This is a genomic window from Congregibacter litoralis KT71 (assembly GCF_000153125.2).
Classification (GTDB): Bacteria; Pseudomonadota; Gammaproteobacteria; order Pseudomonadales; family Halieaceae; genus Congregibacter; species Congregibacter litoralis.
The window spans coordinates 2,130,451-2,144,825 of sequence record NZ_CM002299.1 but is presented as its reverse complement, the minus strand read 5'-3'; the positions used below and the strand labels follow the sequence as shown (position 1 = coordinate 2,144,825).

The 14,375-nt window shown below is 58.8% G+C and carries 13 protein-coding genes; 10 read left to right on the top strand and 3 right to left on the bottom strand.

The features are described from left to right. The first annotated feature begins 39 nt into the window (after positions 1-39). Together KT71_RS09890 and KT71_RS09885 are read left to right on the top strand one after the other, a co-directional pair. A complete protein-coding gene (locus tag KT71_RS09890; protein WP_008295550.1) occupies positions 40-1,248 on the top strand; it encodes an efflux RND transporter periplasmic adaptor subunit in 1,209 nt (402 codons plus the stop codon). Then, a complete protein-coding gene (locus tag KT71_RS09885) occupies positions 1,245-4,337 on the top strand; it encodes an efflux RND transporter permease subunit (protein ID WP_008295551.1) in 3,093 nt (1,030 codons plus the stop codon). Before KT71_RS09890 ends, KT71_RS09885 begins: the two co-directional genes overlap by 4 nt. Here the strand turns inward: KT71_RS09885 and KT71_RS09880 are convergent. Further along, positions 4,323-5,675, bottom strand: coding sequence for a LysM peptidoglycan-binding domain-containing protein (locus tag KT71_RS09880; RefSeq protein WP_023659553.1), 1,353 nt, complete (start codon positions 5,673-5,675; stop codon positions 4,323-4,325). The two genes, KT71_RS09885 and KT71_RS09880, sit on opposite strands and share 15 nt — an antisense overlap. After that, complete coding sequence (gene gloB, locus KT71_RS09875; RefSeq protein ID WP_008295553.1) at positions 5,657-6,427, bottom strand: hydroxyacylglutathione hydrolase; 771 nt, start codon at positions 6,425-6,427, stop codon at positions 5,657-5,659. Before gloB ends, KT71_RS09880 begins: the two co-directional genes overlap by 19 nt. Before the next feature lie 156 nt (positions 6,428-6,583). Here gloB and KT71_RS09870 point away from each other — a divergent pair, with 156 nt between their 5' ends. From KT71_RS09870 to dnaQ, 3 genes are read left to right on the top strand one after another with little or no spacing between them, the layout of a single operon-like run. Continuing rightward, positions 6,584-7,405 carry a class I SAM-dependent methyltransferase gene (locus KT71_RS09870; protein WP_202962406.1) on the top strand — a complete coding sequence of 274 codons (822 nt, stop codon included), beginning with the start codon at positions 6,584-6,586 and terminating at the stop codon, positions 7,403-7,405. A gap of 30 nt (positions 7,406-7,435) precedes the next feature. Then, entirely contained in the window at positions 7,436-7,873 is a 438-nt protein-coding gene (gene rnhA / locus KT71_RS09865; RefSeq protein WP_008295555.1) for a ribonuclease HI, read from the top strand. Positions 7,874-7,893: 20 nt separating this feature from the next. Next, positions 7,894-8,616: a DNA polymerase III subunit epsilon gene (gene dnaQ, locus KT71_RS09860; protein WP_008295556.1), complete on the top strand. Its 723-nt coding sequence runs from the start codon at positions 7,894-7,896 to the stop codon at positions 8,614-8,616. Positions 8,617-8,726: 110 nt separating this feature from the next. On the opposite strand, the gene nhaB is transcribed toward dnaQ, so the two are convergent. Further along, positions 8,727-10,232 carry a sodium/proton antiporter NhaB gene (gene nhaB, locus KT71_RS09855; RefSeq protein WP_008295557.1) on the bottom strand — a complete coding sequence of 502 codons (1,506 nt, stop codon included), beginning with the start codon at positions 10,230-10,232 and terminating at the stop codon, positions 8,727-8,729. 208 nt (positions 10,233-10,440) lie between these two features. Here nhaB and nudC point away from each other — a divergent pair, with 208 nt between their 5' ends. The 5 genes from nudC to KT71_RS09830 all read left to right on the top strand — a co-directional run bounded on the left by nudC (position 10,441) and on the right by KT71_RS09830 (position 14,329). Beyond that, the gene (gene nudC / locus KT71_RS09850; protein ID WP_008295558.1) at positions 10,441-11,259 is read left to right on the top strand and encodes an NAD(+) diphosphatase; all 819 of its coding nucleotides are present in this window, start codon (positions 10,441-10,443) and stop codon (positions 11,257-11,259) included. A gap of 32 nt (positions 11,260-11,291) precedes the next feature. Beyond that, a complete protein-coding gene (sohB, locus tag KT71_RS09845) occupies positions 11,292-12,359 on the top strand; it encodes a protease SohB (protein ID WP_008295559.1) in 1,068 nt (355 codons plus the stop codon). A 73-nt stretch (positions 12,360-12,432) separates the two neighbouring features. After that, the gene (locus KT71_RS09840; RefSeq protein WP_008295560.1) at positions 12,433-12,810 is read left to right on the top strand and encodes a DUF2237 family protein; all 378 of its coding nucleotides are present in this window, start codon (positions 12,433-12,435) and stop codon (positions 12,808-12,810) included. Between the two features lie 83 nt (positions 12,811-12,893). Beyond that, positions 12,894-13,853 carry a TolB-like translocation protein gene (locus KT71_RS09835; protein ID WP_008295561.1) on the top strand — a complete coding sequence of 320 codons (960 nt, stop codon included), beginning with the start codon at positions 12,894-12,896 and terminating at the stop codon, positions 13,851-13,853. Positions 13,854-13,990: 137 nt separating this feature from the next. Beyond that, the gene (locus KT71_RS09830) at positions 13,991-14,329 is read left to right on the top strand and encodes a tRNA-binding protein (protein ID WP_008295562.1); all 339 of its coding nucleotides are present in this window, start codon (positions 13,991-13,993) and stop codon (positions 14,327-14,329) included. Positions 14,330-14,375 lie beyond the last annotated feature (46 nt).

Genomic DNA, 14,375 nt, shown 5'->3' with positions numbered 1-14,375 from the left:
CTTATAATCGAATCATTGTCCAAAGTGAGTGCTCCGCCCATGAATGCTACTCCCGTTGCTCTCCGTGATCACATAGCAGGAGGCGGAGCCGCCATCTCACGCTGGACGCTTTTCAGCGCCCTGGGACTGGTGATACTGATGGTTCTGGGTTGCTCCGAACCGCCACCGCCCCAGGAGGGTGCCCGTTCCCGCCCGGTGAAGATCTTCAAAGTGGACCGAGGCCTGGGCACCGAGGTCAGGCAGTTTCCCGCAGTCATTGAAGCCGCAAAGCAGGCGGAATTGTCTTTTCGCGTAGAGGGGCGTCTTGAGGCCTTGCCCGTGCGCGAGGGACAGGTGGTTGATGCCTCGGAGATTGTGGCGCAATTGGATGCTACGGACTTCGAAAATGCCCTGGAGGATCGACGGGCAACCTTTGAGAACGCAGAGCGAAACTTCCGGCGAGCAGGTGAGCTCATCGGGTCCGGGAGCATTTCCCAGTTGGACTACGATCGCATGGAGAGGGATTTTAGATCCGCGCGGGCAGCCCTCGCTCAGGCCGAGGCAGAGCTCAGCTATGCAACCCTGCGTGCCCCCTTCAAGGGCCGCATAGCCCGGCGCTACGTGGATAATTTCGAAGAAGTGAGAGCCAAGCAGAGCATTGTCTATCTTCAGGATACGGAACTGCTATACGTCATCATCGCTCTTCCGGAGTCTGTGATTCGCTCCGTGACCACCGGAGGCGAGGACGAGCTTTCCAATGACCCCGTGGAGGAAACCAACGCAGCTCGGGTTCTGGCTACGGCCTCCTTCGATAATCGTCCGAATATCAGCTATGGCCTCGAAGTTCACGAAGTCGCCACCCGTGCGAATCCTGACACCCAGACCTATCCGGTCACTTTCAAGATGCGACAACCCGCGGAGTTCACTGTTCTTCCCGGCATGACCGCACAGGTAGAAGTCGACTTCAGCAATGTGCTCTCCAGCGAGGCGGTGACCTGGGTGCCCGCAAGAGCCGTGCAGGCCGACGCAGAGCTCTCTCCGAGGGTTTTTGTTCTCAACCCCGAGAGCATGGAGGTCAACAGTGTCAGCGTCGAAACGGGTCGTATGTCCGGCGACATGATCGAAGTGCTTTCGGGTTTGTCGGGCGGTGAAGAGATCGTCGCCGTCGGCGCCGCGTATCTCTCCGAGGGCATGCGGGTAACACGCATGGCGGGGGGCGAGCAGGCAGTTCCCCGTGAGACCGCTGATCGGGAAAGCGCCCAGCTATGAGCATCGGCGCCTATTCGGTTCGCACGCCGGTTATCTCCTGGCTTGTTATCGTGATTATGGTTGCTGGCGGCATCTTCGGTTTTCAGAAGATGGGCAAGCTCGAGGACCCTGCCTTCACCATCAAGATGGCAAAAATCATCACCCAGTATCCCGGAGCATCGGCGCAGGAAGTGTACGATGAGGTGACCTATCACCTGGAGGATGCGATCCAGAAGCTACCCCAGCTCAAGCGATTGAAGATGTCCGTGTCCCGACCCGGGCTCTCGGATATCACGATCGAGTTTAAGGATGAATACGGGGCCGACGAGCTTCCCAATGTGTTTGACGAGTTGCGTCGCAAAATCAGCGATGTAACGCGCCAGCTGCCTCCCGGAGCCCTGGCGCCGGTAGTCATCGACGATTTCGGTGACGTCTACGGCGTCTATCTCATGATCACGGGGGAGGGCTACAGCTGGCGCGACCTCTACGACGTCGCCGATGACATCAAACGACAGCTGGTTCTCGTTGAAGGCGTTCGCAAAGTGTCCATCGACGGTGAACAGCAGGAAGTTGTTTATCTCGACATGTCCCGCGTCCGCCTGGCAGAACTGGGCATTGATCCCGCGACCATCGCCGGGGTTCTGGGCTCGCAAAACTCCGTAGTGGATGCGGGGAATGTGCGGGTGGGCGATGACTATCTGCGCATCAAACCCACGGGGGAGTTTGATTCCGTACAGGAGATCGGCAATGTCCTCATCTCCTCTCGAAATCGGGATCTGGTGGCCCTGAAAGATATCGCCACGATTACCCGTGCCTACCAGGAAGTGCCGGTAAAGCTCTACTACCACAATGGGCTCCCGGCGCTCAGTGTCGGTATCAGCATGGCCAAAGGTCAGAACGTTGTGGAGGCCGGCAAACGACTGCAAGCGCGTATCGATGACCTCCAGACGCTGATTCCCGTGGGCATGTCTCTGGAGGCGGTCTACGACCAGCCCGCCGAGGTGGAAGAGTCCGTCAGCGGATTCGTCATGAGCGTGGCCCAGGCCGTGATTATTGTTATCGCGGTGTTGTTGCTGTTCATGGGGCTGCGTTCCGGTCTCATCATCGGATCCGTGTTGCTGATTACCGTGTCCGGGACGCTCCTGTTGATGTATCTCTTTGGTATTGAGCTCCAGCGCATTTCTCTGGGCGCTTTGGTCATCGCCCTTGGCATGCTGGTGGACAATGCCATCGTGGTCGCCGAGGGTATGCAGGTGCGCATGCAATCGGGTATGAAGGCGATCGAAGCCGCGACGGAAGCCGTGGGCAAAACGATTTGGGCGCTCCTCGGCGGAACGGCGATTGGCATTCTGGCCTTCTCGGCTATCGGGCTGTCGCCGGACAACACCGGGGAGTTTGCCGGCTCGCTCTTTTACGTCATTCTCATTTCCCTGTCACTTAGCTGGATAACCGCCGTCAGCACGACACCGCTCCTGTGTTCTCTGCTTCTTAAACCCGGCGGTCCCGATCAGGTCCAGAATCCCTACGGGGGGAAACTGTTCCTTGCTTATCGCTCCCTTGTCGCCTTTGCCGTCAATCACCGGTGGTTTACCGTGGCGCTGGTAGGGGGCCTGTTTGCCCTGGGTGTCGTGGGTTTCGGGCAGGTCAAGAGCGGGTTTTTCCCCGCGTCCAGCACGCCGCTGTTCTTTGTTGATATCTATGAACCCGAGGGCACGGATATTCGCAAAACCCGGGATGACACCCTTGAGGTTTCAGACTTCCTCCGTCAGCAGCCGGGCGTGCTGCAGACCACGGCCGTGATCGGCGGTGCCCATCAGCGCTTTACCCTGGTCTATGACGCCCGGGAACCCACGCCGGTTTACAGCCAGATCATCGTGCGCACTGAAACGCCCGAGCAGGTAGAAGCGCTGCAGGAACGGGTGGCGGAAAAGCTGCGCCGGGAAACGCCGTGGATCGACCCTATCGTTAAATCACTGCGCATCGGCCCCGGCCGCGATGCCAAAATTGAAGCGCGTTTTTCAGGGCCCGATGCGACGGTGCTACGTCAGCTGTCGGAGCAGGCGGAGGCCATCATGCGTAACGACGCTGAAGCTGTGGACATCCGCAATGACTGGCGCTCTCCCGTGAAACTGGTCACACCGGTATTCAATGAGCAGGTGGGGCGTCAGCTGGGCATCAGCAGGGAAGCGCTGGGAGATGCCATGAAGTCTGCGTTCGACGGTTTACCGGCAGGCAGCTATCGCGACCGTAACCGGGTCCTGCCCCTGAGAATGCGCGCGACAGAGAATGAACGCAATGACGTGAATTCCGTGCGTGATGTGCAGATCTGGAGTGCGGTGCTGGGTCAGACTGTGCCCGCCACCGCGGTGATTTCCGGGTATCGCACGGACTACGAAAACGCCGTTCTGCGCAGCCGAAATCGCATAGCAACCATCATAGCCTCCTGCAATCCCCGAGGGGAACTGGCGACGCCGCTTTTCGAACGGATTCGTCCGCAGATAGAGGCGATCGAACTGCCGCCGGGATATGAACTGTCCTGGGGCGGCGAATACGAAGATAACGCCAATGCACAGGAAGGGCTGGGACGCTCCCTGCCCGTGGGTATTTTGCTGATGATACTCACGAGCATCGTTCTATTCGGCAAGCTGCGGCAACCGCTGATCATCTGGCTCACGGTCCCCCTGGCCATTGTGGGCATCAGTGCCGGCCTGTTGGCAACCAACGGGGCCTTTGACTTTATGTCCCTACTGGGCGCGCTGTCGCTCATCGGACTCTTGATCAAGAACGCCATCGTGCTCATCGAAGAGATAGATCAACAGATCGCTGAGGGCAATGATCCCTACGAGGCCGTACTGGACTCTGCCGTATCCCGGGCCCGGCCCGTGGTGTTGGCATCGGGTACGACGATTCTAGGCCTGATTCCTCTCTTGTCAGACGTGTTCTTCGTGAACATGTCCGTGACCATTATGGCGGGCCTGGGATTCGCTTCCATATTGACCCTCACCGTCGTGCCCACGCTGTACGCCACCTTTTTCAACATCCGAAAGGATGACGGAGAGGGGGCTCCAGAAAGCGACGCACCGAGCGTCGAAAGCTCAGCCTCCGCCTAGATACAGCGTGAGGGACTGTCCGGGTTGCAAATAGCGCCCGGGATCAAGGTCGTTCCAGCTGATGATGTCATCGATGGTGACATCAAAGCGTGCAGCGATCTCGTAAAGGGAGTCGCCCCGACGCACTTTATAGCCGCGCTTCACCCCCGTGCTGCCTCCCTGGGCCAGGGCAAGGCTCGCCCGCCAGGCCGCACTATCGGGAATCATCAGCGTATCGCCCGCCCGGATGAGATTGCCTTTGAGATTGTTCACTTCCCGCAGAAGACCGACCTGGGTGTCAAAGGTCTTTGCGATGCGTATGAGACTGTCGCCACGCCGGATGCGATAGTGCTGCCAGGTCACCCGCTCGGAATCCGGCAGGGCTGCCAGGGAGACACCTAGGGCGTCGGCGACGCTAACGGGGACAAGAATGTCTCCCGTACCCTGGGGCGCCGTGGCCCACCGGAGCTGTCCCGGGTTAAAACTGCGCAGTTCCAGTAGATCAAGACCCGCAAGCTCTGCCGCGCGAAGCATTTCAATCTGTCCGCCGGTGGCAACGGCTGTGAAAGCGGGCGCATTGGGGATATCGGGTAAGGCGACTTCCAGGGCCTCATTAAAGGCAATGATGGTGCTCAGGGCAATGAGGCGCGGCACATAGCGGCGGGTCTCTCGAGGGAGTTCCAGGGACCAGTAGTCACTGGCCATACCTCTGCTTTTATTTCGCCGGATGGCGCGCTGCACCCGCCCTTTACCCGAGTTGTAAGCCGCCAGAGTCAGAAGCCAGTCGCCGTCAAAATCCTTGTTCAGGGATTCCAGATAATCGAGGGCATGGTCCGTGGAGGCGCGAATATCCAGCCGCGCATCAAACCACCAGTCTCTTCGCATACCCAGGTAATCGGCGGTGCCGGGCATGATCTGCCAGAGCCCCGCAGCTTTTTGGTTGGAGATCGCAAAGGGATTCAGAGCGCTCTCCACCAGGGGGAGCATGGCGATCTCAATCGGCATGTCTCTAGCCTCTACTGCCTCGACCAGATGATAGAGGTAGCGCTCCGCCCGGAGCCCCACCAGATCAAAATAACGGGATTGCTTGAGGTAGTACTCCCGCGCTGCGCCGATGCGCCCATTGTGCAGTGTATGCATGCTCAGCTGACGGCGGACTCGGTCCCAGAGGTCCACCGGCGGCCCCGGGGGTTCCTCAAGTGCGGCTTTTTTCGCGGGCGGCAGCAGCTCTGCCGCCGGTGTTACCGATGCGCCCCCTTGGGAAGGCTTATTGTCCTGGGTGCTACAGGCGCCGAGGAAAAGCAGGAGGGCAAGGATGACAAGGCGGCACATCACGGTGTTCAGAACTGATCTTTCCATGCGCGAAGCTCTGCAAATCGCTCGACGGGCGTTGCACCGGACTCGCGTCCCGCTGCCTCCAGGCCCACGGCCAACTCAGGTGCTGCACTGCGAAGAAAAGGATTCGTGGCAATCTCCAGACTGATGGTGGAGGGCACGGTCGGTGTTCCGGCGTCCCGCAGGTCTCTGGCCCTGGCTTCCCGCGCTTTGAGTGCTTCATTGCCTGGGTCTGCCGCCCGGGCAAAGCTCAGGTTAGCCAGGGTGTATTCATGGGCGCAGTAGACCGCCGTGTTTGCCGGCAGCGCCGCAAGACGACTCAGGGACTCGTGCATCATCGCCGGCGTGCCTTCAAAGATGCGCCCGCAACCGCCGGCAAACAGCGTATCGCCGCAGAACAACAGGGGCGTAGCACCTTCCTGGAAATAAGCGATGTGATCCAGGGTGTGCCCCGGCACACCGATAACGTCGAACTCGTAACTGCCCACGCTCAGGTGGTCACCCGAAACGAGTTCCCGGTCGATGCCTTCAATCGCCGGGTTTGCCGGGCCATACACGATACAGCCATGCTTCTCCTTCAGGGCCTTCAGTCCACCCACGTGATCGAAGTGATGGTGGGTGATCAGAATGCCCGCGAGGGACAGCTCCTGCTCCCGTAACGCGGCTTCTACGGGCGCGGCGTCGCCGGGATCCACCACCAGGGCACTGCCGTCACCATTGGGGAGAAGCCAGATGTAGTTATCACTAAAGGCCGGAAGACCAATGATGCTGGGCATGTAAAGCTCTCGTTGCGAAAAAGTTAGTGGGGGGACGTCTTCGGGTATTCCTTTAGTCAAACAGTCTCATCAAACGTTCCAGTCGAGCAGTGCAGTCAGGCGTTGCATGCGGGCAGCACACTGGCTACCCTCGTCATGGTGAAGAGCGTCGCGAACATGCAGTCTATCGAGATTTCCCGAGCTCTGGAATCCTGGTACGCCAGGGATTCTGGCGAGGAGCTTTACAGCGCCATTCTGCAGCGACTTGAGCCGGTCCTTGCCCTGTCCTTTGGCTATCACATCTTGCAGATTGGTCCCCTTGCGCAGCGCAGCCTTATTGCAGAAAGCCCCATCAACCACCAGATCTACGCGAGCGGGGCCAGCGACCGCAGCGCGTCCCTGTACTGCCATGGCGATGAACTGCCCCTGGAAAGCGACAGCATCGACACCGTCGTTGCTTTTCACGCTCTGGAATTTGACGAACACCCCCACGGCAGTCTGCGAGAAATGCAGCGCGTTCTGCGGCCCCATGGACACCTGATCGTTGTGGGTTTTAATCCTTACAGCCTTCTGGGGGCGATCCATTACGCCCGGGGTCTGCAGAAAAGCAGTCTCTGGAACCGGCAGCGACATCGGCCCGTCAGCCTCCATCGCCTGACGGACTGGCTGCGATTGCTGGATTGCGAGTTGGAGAGCGCCCAGCACCTGTTTCCTCTACCGCCTGCGGGACGGCCCGGCAAAGCCGGAAGAGCAGAACAGCAGGCAGGACAGGGCCGCTGGCGTCAGTTGGCAGGAGGGATCGACGCCTGGGCTGCGGGTCATGGTTTGCCCGGAGGCAGCGTCTACATTGCGCACGCCATCAAGCAGATAGCCGGCATCCGGCGCCCAAGAAGCCTGCGAGTCCGGGCAAAAGAGAGCTTTCGCGGTCTCGGTGTAGCAGGCAGTCCGGCCCCCGCACCTCAGCAGCCCCGGACGGACAACAGCGATCTGGCTGCCTGATATCTTTTTTACGATGACCCCTGAGATTCTATGAAACGTGTTGACTTGTTTACCGATGGAGCCTGTCGGGGAAACCCCGGTCCGGGTGGCTGGGGCGCGTTGCTGGTGTACGGTAGCAAGGAGCGCGAGCTATACGGTGGGGCGGCTGATACCACGAATAACCGCATGGAACTCAGTGCGGCAATAGAGGGGCTGGCGGCCATCAGCGAACCCTGCGCCGTAAAGCTGGTCACAGACTCTACCTACGTAATGAAAGGCATCACCGAGTGGCTGCCCAACTGGAAGCGTCGGGGCTGGAAAACCGCGGCAAAAAAGCCCGTTGCCAATGCAGATCTCTGGCAGCGCCTCGAAGCCGAATGCGAGCGCCACAGCATCGAGTGGGAGTGGGTAAAGGGTCACAGCGGCCACCCCGGCAACGAGCGGGCAGACGCCCTGGCCAACAAAGCTATCGACGAAATGCTTGCCTGAAGGAAACCTGGATTACAGCTATGCGACAAATCGTTCTGGATACGGAAACCACCGGCCTTGAAGTCAGTCAGGGGCATCGCATTATCGAGATCGGCTGTGTGGAGATGGAGAACCGTCAGCTGACGGGGCGACACTTCCACCGTTACATCAACCCGGAAAGGGATATCGACGCCGGGGCCATTGAAGTGCATGGCATAACCGCCACCTTTCTCGCCGACAAGCCGGTGTTCTCTGCCGTGGCGAAAGACTTTATTGATTTCGTCGATGGGGCAGAGCTGATTATTCACAATGCACCCTTCGACATCGGTTTTCTCGACAGCGAGCTGAGCCGTTGGGATGCGTCGGCGCTACCTCTCGCCCAGCGCTGCGACATCACCGATACCCTGATCATGGCGCGAAGCCGCCATCCGGGGCAGCGCAATAGCCTGGATGCGCTGTGCGGACGCTACGGGGTGGATAACTCCAGCCGGGAGCTTCACGGCGCCTTACTCGATGCTGAGATCCTGGCCGATGTCTACCTGACCATGACCGGTGGGCAAACCGCCCTTGCGCTGGGTGGCAACGACGACGATAACCAGGGCAGGGCACGCGTTCGGGGGCTGCGCCGCTTACCCGCGGACCGCGTGCGGCTTCCGGTCATCCAGCCCAGTGACGAAGAGTTAGCGGCTCACGAGGGGCAGCTTGACAGCATTGCAGCGGCCGGAGCGGAACCGCTGTGGCGACAGGCCAACCGCGGCAGTTAGTCCCGGGCTCCGTGGGGCAGCTTAACGCCTCCTTTACATAGAGCCCTCTTGAACAAAGAGCCGTCTTGAAGGCCGTCTAGAGAACTGTCTAGACGGGGCTATCTAGCAGCCTAGATAAAGGCCGTCACGCAAGCCAGACCCACACCACCCATGACGATAGTGTAGGGCAGGGCCATGATGACCATGCGGCCATAGGACAGTCGGATCAGGGGCGCCAGCGCTGAGGTCAGCAGGAACAGAAACGCCGCCTGTCCGTTGGGCGTTGCCACGCTCGGGAGGTTGGTACCCGTGTTGATGGCCACCGCCAGCTGATCGAACTCTGCGCGGCTGATAGACCCCGCATCCAGGGCCATTTTCACTTCGTTGATGTACACCGTGGCCACAAACACATTGTCACTGATCATCGAAAGCACACCGTTGGCGATAAAGAACATGCCTGGTCTGATGGCCGAATCCATGGCCAGCACCGAGTCGATGACCGGCGTGAACAAATGTTGATCGTGAATGACCGCGACGATGGCAAAAAACACTACCAGCAATGCCGTGAAGGGCAGAGCCTCCTCAAAAGCATGACCGATCTGGTGTTCTTCAACGATACCGTTGAAGGCGGTGAGAAGAACGATAACCATAAGCCCGATGAGGCCTACCGCCGCCCAGTGCATCGCAAGACCGAGCACGAGAATCACGGCGACGAGTGCCTGAACCACCAGCCGGGCCACATCCCGGGTGTCCCGCTTTTCATCAGCGTTCTCCTGGAATTCATTCAACACCAAGCGCACGGAATCCGGCAGCTTGGCGCCATAACCGAACTTACCGCTCCATTCGAGCAATGCGCAGGTCATCAGGCCACAAACAAGCACCGGCATGGTGACGGGCGCCATGACCGTCACAAATTTAATGAAATCCCAATCCGCCACGGAGGCGATGAGCAGATTTTGCGGCTCGCCCACTAGCGTGCAGACGCCACCGAGAGCCGTGCCTACGGCACCGTGCATCAGGAGAGAGCGCAGAAAGGCTCGAAAATCCTCAAGATCTTCCTTGTGGTTTGCCAACACATCGACGTCGTTGCCGTGATCATGCACGTCGTGATGGGAACCTTTGCCCGATGCGACCTTGTGATAGACCGAATAAAAACCCACGCCGACGCTGATGAGCACGGCGGTAACCGTAAGAGCGTCGAGAAAGGCGGAAAGGAAAGCGGCGACGAGGCTGAAGAGCAGGGATAGAACAATCTTGGACTTAACTTTGAGAAGGATACGTGTGAAAACAAAAAGCAGGAGATCCTTCATAAAGTAGATGCCGGCGACCATAAACATCAGCAGCAGGATCACTTCGAAGTTCGCCTCCGTCTCGTGGAACACCGAGTGGGGGCTGGTCATGCCAAGTACCACGGCCTCAATGGCGAGCAAGCCCCCGGGCTGGAGGGGGTAGCAACGCAGGGCGAGGGCCAGGGTAAAAATGAACTCACCAATCAGCACCCAACCCGTGGCAAAGGGACCAATGGTGTAAAGCAAAACAGGATTTATCACCAAGAAGGCTATGATGGCTTTCTTGTACCAGCCGGGTGATGGCCCAAGAAAATTGTGCCAAAACGCGTGCGTTGCGGATTCGCTCATGGGTTTTCCTCGTTATCTTAGACCCGCAAGTGTACGGTATTGCTGCGACTCAGGTAAGCCGTCGCGGGCGAATCTTTGGGCGAAACACGGTCGTCACGGACCCGGGGTGCCCCTTGCGACGGAGGTCGGCGGTGCATAGGATAGCCCCCCTTTTGTTGATGCGCCCCTCGCGGATTGAATCCGCGCAGCCCCCGGAGTCTTTGAATCTATGCTCGATCTCGATCAGCCCGCTCCCGACCATCGCCAAGATGCGCTGCACATCGTGTTTCAGCGCGGGAAACTGGTGATGGACATGCGATCCCGGGAGCCGTGCATTCTGAGCGACACGGACCTTGCGCAGAACCGATGGGAAGTCGCAAGGGAGCACTACATCGGACACTGGTCGGGGCAGGCCTGCTTCGCCGTGGAGATTCAGGATATCTGCGACATTGATGCGATGCGCTATCAGGCCGGGAGCCTTTATCAGCTTCTTGGCCGCGTAGAGGACGGCGTGTTTGCCCTGGCGGGGCGCGCCGCGCAGTTGTTGGACTGGCAACGGGATCACCGGTTTTGTGGCCGCTGTGGCGGGCAGATGCAGGTGGCCGACGGTGAACGGGCCATGGCCTGCGGCCCCTGCAAAACCTTACTCTATCCGAGAATCTCTCCCTGTGTGATCATGTTGATCACCCGCGGCGACGAGATGTTGTTGGCAAGGAACGCCCGGTTTCCCCGCCCCATGTACAGCTCCCTTGCAGGCTTTATCGAGGCAGGGGAAAGCGCTGAGGACACGCTGCGGCGGGAAGTCCGCGAAGAGGTAGGCGTGGAGGTCGGTGAGATCGAGTATTTCGGCTCCCAGTCCTGGCCCTTTCCCAACCAATTAATGCTCGGCTATTTTGCCGAGTATGCCAGCGGTGAAATCACGCCGGACCACGACGAGATCGCCGAAGCCAACTGGTATCACCCCGATGATCTGCCCCCGGTGCCGCCACCGTCATCCATCGCCGGGCAACTCATCCAGTATCACTGCCGGCGCATACAGTCGCGCTAGGCCGGCAGCCTCTTCACTTTTTAGGAAACCCTATGGAATTTCTCTCTGAATACGGCATCTTTCTGGCAAAGGCGATCACCATCGTTGTGTCCGCAGGCCTTATTGTTTTGCTGATAGCCGCCGCGTCCCAACGCCATCGCGGCGAGACCAACGGACATATCGAAGTCCACAAACTTAACGATCGCTATAAGGATCTGCGGGAGACCCTTCGCGACGCGACCCTTGATCCTGCCCTGCGCAAGGAATCTCAAAAGGCTGAAAAGAAAGCCGAAAAGAGAAAAGCCAAAGAGGAAGCCAAAGCCGCGAAGAAGCAACTGAAGTCCGGCAATGAAGAAACGCCTGAACAGCCACGGCTTTACGTGCTGGACTTCAATGGCGATATCCGTGCCTCGGCAGTAGAAGAGCTTCGCGAGGAGGTGTCGACGCTTCTGGGGGAATTGCGGGAAAACGACGAGGTGCTCCTGCGCCTTGAGAGTGGCGGGGGCATGGTCCACAGCTACGGTCTCGCCTCCAGCCAGCTTCAGCGCATTCGCAATAAGGGCGCCAAGCTCACCGTAGCCGTAGACAAGGTCGCAGCGAGCGGGGGCTACATGATGGCCTGCGTCGCCAATCAGATCATTGCTGCACCCTTTGCGATCATTGGCTCCATAGGGGTGATCGCCCAGCTTCCGAATTTCCATCGTGTCCTCAAGAAAAACGATATCGATTTTGAGGTCCTCACGGCAGGCGAGTACAAACGCACTCTGACAATCTTTGGTGAGAACACCGACAAGGGGCGAGACAAGTTCAAAGAGGAGCTTGAAGATACCCACGTGCTGTTCAAGCAATTTGTCAAAGAAAACCGCGAAGTCGTTGATATTGATAGTGTTGCTACCGGTGAGACCTGGTATGGACAGCGCGCGAAAGCCGTGAATCTGGTGGACGAGCTACAAACCTCCGATGAATACATTCAGGACAAGTTGGCCACCCATGGCGTGTACGAGCTGAACTATGTCCCGCGCAAGAACTGGCAGCAGAAGCTGGGCATCGCCGCAGAGAACGCCCTGGAACGAAGCTTCCTGAAGCTCTGGCAGGCGTCTCTTACGCGGCCAAAGCAGTAGGCTTGTCACGCCCCGGTCGGTTGGCATCGGTTAGGGACAACAACACGCAAGGTTATTTATAAGGAGAGTCGTCATGGAGCAGGCCGCGTCATTGAATGTATTTTCCGAGCCATTGGAGAGCTGTAGCACGGATCCCGTCACCGGCTTTTTCCGGGACGGATGCTGCAATACGAGCACTCAGGACGCAGGCTCTCATACGGTATGCGTGGCCCTCACTCAGGAATTTCTCGAGTACTCCCGCAACAGGGGCAATGACCTTATGACACCGGTACCCCAATTCGGCTTTCCGGGCTTGTCCGAAGGGCAGCGCTGGTGCCTCTGCGCATCGCGCTGGCTGGAAGCCCACAAAGCGGGGAAGGCGCCGCGGGTGTATTTGCGACGCACTCATCTCCGCGCCCTGGAAACTGTCCCGATGGAAACGCTTCGAGAGTACGCCATTGATCTCAGCTGAGCGTTGATCTGGGGTAACTATCAGTCCGAATCAACTGTTGATCTAAGCCAAGTATCAATCTGAGCCAAATAGGGAGTGTTTGCATGAGTCGTTTTCGCAGCGCATCGGGCAAATTTGCAGTACCGGGCCTGGTTTTGGCGCTGGCCTTTCCAGTCATCTCAGGCTGCGATGAAGAAGAGGCATCTGTTTCTGCGGCCCAGGTCCCTGCGGATAGCTCTGGCGACTCCACAACGGCCGTGCCCGAAGGGACGGACGTGTGGTTATTGGACCTGGTGATGGAGGAGAACAGCCTGCGCGCCGTGCAGCCCCGGAACCTCACCAGCCGGCCGGGCTATGACAATCAGCCGTACTTCCTTCCTACCGGTGAACTTCTCTACGTGCAGATGGCCGGTGAAAAAACCGATCTGTGGCGCTGGATTCCCGGTTCAAAAGCGACGAGCCGCTTCACCACCACTGTGGAAGAGAGCGAATTCTCGCCCACACCCATTCCACAGAGTGACGGCGGCGTGAGCTACATCCGCTCGCGAACCAATACCAGTGGACGGCTATGGCAGATGCCTCAAAAAGGCGCGGACGCAGAGATTGTTTTCGCAGACATCGGACCGGTGGGTTATCACGCCTGGTTCGATGCGGATCACGTTGCTCTATGGCTGCTCCAGGAACCCTCCTTGCTTCAGGTGGTAACCATCAGCACCGGTGAGGCGCAACCCATTGCTCGAGGGGTAGGGCGGTCGCCGCAGTCCGTGCCAAACCGCCGAGCCGTGAGTTTTACACGACCCTCGGACGAGGGCACGCTGCTTGAGGTCTACGATCTTGATGAAACCGCAGTGAATACCCTCGCAATACTGCCTGAGGGCGGGGAATTTCACGCCTGGATGCCCGACGGACGGCTTTTGAGCACGGCGGGTTCCCAGCTGTTCCAGTGGCGTGCAGGCGCCTGGGAATCCATTGCGGATCTCGGGTTGCTGGATCTCAACCTCAGTCGTTTGGCCGTGTCACCCGACGGGAGTCGCCTGGCACTGGTCGCCGAGCCCTCACACTGAGCCCGCTCGCCGGATCCTCAGCATCAAGGGGTGACTTGGCCTGCTAACGCTATTCAGGGGGCTCGACATAGCGCGGAGGGGTTGTATCGTTGGATGACGGCACTCGTCGACGATGGTCAACGTGAAGGGGAACGAATTTGAAGGAAATAGCCTGGTCAGACTTTGAGAGCGTCGAGCTCCGCGTGGGGCGAATTCTCAAGGCGGAGGTGTTTGAGGCAGCGCGCAACCCCGCCTACATTCTGCATGTGGATTTTGGCGAATCCATCGGGGTCAAGAAATCCAGCGCACAGATCACTGCGCTCTACGCAGTGGAGGACCTCGTCGGCAAGCTGGTGGTAGCGGTGGTGAACTTCCCCAGAAAGCAAATAGGACCGATCATGTCCGAATGCCTTGTCACCGGTTTTCACAATGCAGAAGGGCACGTGGCTCTCTGCGTTCCTGACTCGGACGTTCCCCTTGGATCAAAGCTGCTGTGAATGCATATCGAACCAGCCAGTGTATACACTCTCATGGCAGGACCGG

Bases quoted from the DNA above. Each gene is read 5' to 3' on its own strand.
- KT71_RS09890 (WP_008295550.1), top strand. From the start codon at position 40: ATGAATGCTACTCCCGTTGCTCTCCGTGATCACATAGCAGGAGGCGGA.
- KT71_RS09885 (WP_008295551.1), top strand. From the start codon at position 1,245: ATGAGCATCGGCGCCTATTCGGTTCGCACGCCGGTTATCTCCTGGCTT.
- KT71_RS09880 (WP_023659553.1), bottom strand. From the start codon at position 5,675: ATGGAAAGATCAGTTCTGAACACCGTGATGTGCCGCCTTGTCATCCTT.
- gloB (WP_008295553.1), bottom strand. From the start codon at position 6,427: ATGCCCAGCATCATTGGTCTTCCGGCCTTTAGTGATAACTACATCTGG.
- KT71_RS09870 (WP_202962406.1), top strand. From the start codon at position 6,584: ATGCAGTCTATCGAGATTTCCCGAGCTCTGGAATCCTGGTACGCCAGG.
- rnhA (WP_008295555.1), top strand. From the start codon at position 7,436: ATGAAACGTGTTGACTTGTTTACCGATGGAGCCTGTCGGGGAAACCCC.
- dnaQ (WP_008295556.1), top strand. From the start codon at position 7,894: ATGCGACAAATCGTTCTGGATACGGAAACCACCGGCCTTGAAGTCAGT.
- nhaB (WP_008295557.1), bottom strand. From the start codon at position 10,232: ATGAGCGAATCCGCAACGCACGCGTTTTGGCACAATTTTCTTGGGCCA.
- nudC (WP_008295558.1), top strand. From the start codon at position 10,441: ATGCTCGATCTCGATCAGCCCGCTCCCGACCATCGCCAAGATGCGCTG.
- sohB (WP_008295559.1), top strand. From the start codon at position 11,292: ATGGAATTTCTCTCTGAATACGGCATCTTTCTGGCAAAGGCGATCACC.
- KT71_RS09840 (WP_008295560.1), top strand. From the start codon at position 12,433: ATGGAGCAGGCCGCGTCATTGAATGTATTTTCCGAGCCATTGGAGAGC.
- KT71_RS09835 (WP_008295561.1), top strand. From the start codon at position 12,894: ATGAGTCGTTTTCGCAGCGCATCGGGCAAATTTGCAGTACCGGGCCTG.